This window comes from Kitasatospora sp. NPDC056446, from assembly GCF_042796115.1.
Taxonomy (GTDB): domain Bacteria; phylum Actinomycetota; class Actinomycetes; order Streptomycetales; family Streptomycetaceae; genus Kitasatospora.
In genome coordinates, this window is record NZ_JBHTRF010000249.1 from 1 (window position 1) to 1139 (window position 1139).

The 1139-nt window shown below is 66.7% G+C and carries 1 protein-coding gene; it reads left to right on the plus strand.

All coding sequences use genetic code 11. The features are described 5' to 3' along the window. Positions 1 to 47 precede the first annotated feature (47 nt). Entirely contained in the window at positions 48 to 1139 is a 1092-nt protein-coding gene (locus ACFQ6N_RS41065) for an IS630 family transposase (protein WP_380659231.1), read from the plus strand.

The following is a 1139-nucleotide window of genomic DNA, read 5'->3' on the forward strand; positions in this document are numbered from 1 at the left end:
CTAGTGTCCTGAGTCTTGAATTTCGTTCATAAATATAGACTGGGCCTATGGCGCGGACGGGTCGACCAAAGGTCGAGTTGGTGTTGTCGGACGACGAGCGGGCTGCCCTGGAGGGGTGGGTGCGTCGCCGGTCGACGCCGCAGGCCTGGGCTCTGCGGTGCCGGATCATCCTGGAGTGCGCGGGCGGCGCGTCGAACAAGGACGTCGCGGAGCGGCTGGGATCGACTCCGCACGCGGTCGGCCGGTGGCGGGCCAGGTTCGTCGAGCACCGGATCGCCGGCCTGGGCGACATGCCCAGGCCGGGAGGTCCCCGCACGGTGACCGACGAGCAGGTGGCCGACCTGGTCGCCAAGACCCTGGAACGCACCCCGAAGGACGCCACGCACTGGTCGACCCGGTCGATGGCCAGGGAGACCGGCCTGTCGCAGTCCACCGTGTCACGGGTCTGGCGCGCGTTCGGACTTCAGCCGCACCGCGCCGAGACCTTCAAGCTGTCCACCGACCCGTACTTCGTGGACAAGGTCCACGACGTGGTCGGCCTCTACCTCGACCCGCCCGAGCGGGCCCTGGTGTTCTGCGTGGACGAGAAATCCCAGATCCAGGCGCTCGACCGGTCCCAGCCGGTCCTTCCGATGATGCCGGGCGTGCCGCAGCGGATGACCGCCGACTACGTCCGCCACGGCACCACCACCCTGTTCGCCGCACTCGAGGTCGCCACCGGCAAGGTCATCGGCTCACTGCACCGCCGCCACCGGGCCGAGGAGTTCAAGAAGTTCCTCCTGCGGCTGGACAAGGAGGTCCCCGACGGGCTGGACGTTCACCTGGTGCTGGACAACTACGCCACCCACAAGACGCCGGCGATCAAGACCTGGCTGGTGACGCATCCCCGGTTCCACCTGCACTTCACCCCGACCGGTTCGTCATGGCTGAACCTGGTCGAGCGCTGGTTCGCCGAGCTGACGAACAAGCAGATACGGCGAGGCGTCCACAAGTCCGTCCAGGCTCTTGAAGCCGACATCAAGGACTGGATCGCCACCTGGAACACCGACCCGAAGCCCTACGTGTGGACCAAGACCGCCGACGAGATCCTCGAACGCCTCGCCGGATATCTGAAGCGAATTCCCGACTCAGGACACTAG